A 1,955-nucleotide genomic window follows, 5' to 3' on the forward strand; every position below is an offset into this window, starting at 1 on the left:
CTCCAGGAGGGTTTCTAGGAGCCGAAGGTAAAGGGCGTGGCTGTAGCGCCAGGGGCGGCCCCGCTTGGTGGAGAGCTTTTACGACAGCCTCTTAGCCGGTGGCCCTTTCCTGGGGCCTAAGCGCCTCCGCCACGAAGGCGGTCATCACCCCGAGCATGAGGCCCAGGGCCACGGCCAGGGCGAGGAGGAGGCCCCGCTTGGGGGCCACCTTCTCGTAGACCGGGTAAGCCGGGGCCAGCACCGAGGCCCAGGCCTCCTGGTTGCTGGCGATCTGGATCCCTAGGTCCGTGCGCTTCTGGGCGAGGGCCAGGTAGGCGTTCTTGGCCAGGTCCAGGGCCTGGTTCACCGTGTCCTGCTCCACCTGGGCCTTGGCCACCCGCTCCTTGAGGAGGCCGAGGCGGGCCTCCACCTGGGCGATGCGGGCCTGCAGGGCCGCCTTCCGGGCGAGGAGCCTCGCCTCCTCGGCCTGGGCGTCAATGAGGGCCGAGCGGAGGCGCTGGTACTCGGGGTTGGGGTTGTCAAAGGTGAGGTCTTGGGCGGTGAGGCTCGCGATCTGGTCGTACCGGGCGCGGAAGGCCTCGTAGGCCGCCTTCTTGGTGGCGTACTCCAAGGTGATCGCCTCCTTCTCCCGCTCCTGGGCAGCCAAGAGTTGTTTCAAGGAGGCCACTCGCTGGGAGATGGCTTCCTGCTCCTTTAAAAGCGCCTTTTCCTCGGCCTCTAGACTACCGATTTGGCTACGCAGGCCCACCGCTTGGGCGAGAAGGGGAGCGTAGGCCGGGTTCACCTCCTGTACCTTGAGCCTTAATCCAGCGAGCGCACTCAAGTCCCCCTTGGCCACGACCGTGGCCACCACGGGGTCGGCCACAACCTCGCGCACGAGGTCTAGGGCTTTAGGCTCCCCGGCCAAAGCGCGCTCTACCTCCTTCAAGGAAGCTTCTTTAGAGGCTCGCTCGGTGGCGATCTGGGCCAGCCGCACTCCAACGTCCGCCAAGCGGCTGGAGAGCTGTTTCAGCTCGTCTTGCCACTGTGCGGTGCGGTCTTTCGCCCGAAAGGCTTCTAGGGCCTTCGCCGCCGCCAGGTAGGCCTGCCGGGCGCGCTCCGTCTCCGCCTTGAGCGCCGCCTGGGCCTCCTTGAGCCGCTTGTTGATGACGACGAGCTGCTCCGGGGGCGTCCCGATGGGCACGATGGCTTCCTGCCTTCGCACCTCGGCCAGGGTGGCCTGGATGCGCCCCCCCACGGCGGCCAGGTCCCGCTCCAGCCCCGCGAGCTCCTGGTCCAGGCTCACCCGCTCCGCGGTCTTGGCGTCCAGCTCCGCCTTATCCTGGGGCAGGGTGGTGGTCTTGGTGAAGGCCTCCCAGCGGGCCTGGGCCTCCCGGTAGGCCTTCTCCGCCGGGGCGATCTGCTCCTCTAAGGCCTTGAGGCTGGCCTCGAGGCGGGCGAGGGGGATGGCGTTCACCCGCCTTTTCACCGCCTCCACCCAGAGGTTGGCCGCCTTGGCCGCCACCTGGGGGTCTGGGGCCTGGACGGTGAAGCTCGCCACGATGGGGGGCACCTGGTTGGGGTTCACCACCTGCTGCTTGGGGGAGATGTCCTTCACCTTCAGGTCCCGCATCATCCGCTCAATCCCCCTTAGGGCCCCCTGGTCCTGCCAGCGGGTGGGAAGCCTCCCCTCCTTCCTCAGGGCCTCCCACACCTCCCCCACCACCTCCTCGGAGAGGGCGAGGGCCCTTAGCCCCCCAAAGGTGATGGGGGTGGCCTGCTGCACCTGGATCCTCTGCTCCAGCTGGGCCTGCACCTGCACCGGGGCCACGCTTAGGGTGGCGGTGGAAGCGTAGGTGGGCTCGGCGATGAAGAAGCCGTAGATGAGGGCCAGGGCGGCGAAGACCAGGGGAAGGGTCCAGAGGTACACCCGGTGCCGCCTGAGCACCTCCACGATGTCCCGAAGGGTGAGCTCG

Annotated in this window: 1 protein-coding gene; it reads right to left on the reverse strand. The window is 68.0% G+C overall.

Annotated features, from left to right (window positions below):
* Positions 1-91: 91 nt before the first annotated feature.
* Positions 92-1,955: Wzz/FepE/Etk N-terminal domain-containing protein (locus ABJK26_RS09870; protein ID WP_347242103.1), on the reverse strand; the 1,864-nt coding region annotated here is incomplete at its 5' end.

Origin of the sequence: Thermus sp. (genome assembly GCF_039793865.1) — a bacterium.
Classification (GTDB): Bacteria; Deinococcota; Deinococci; order Deinococcales; family Thermaceae; genus Thermus.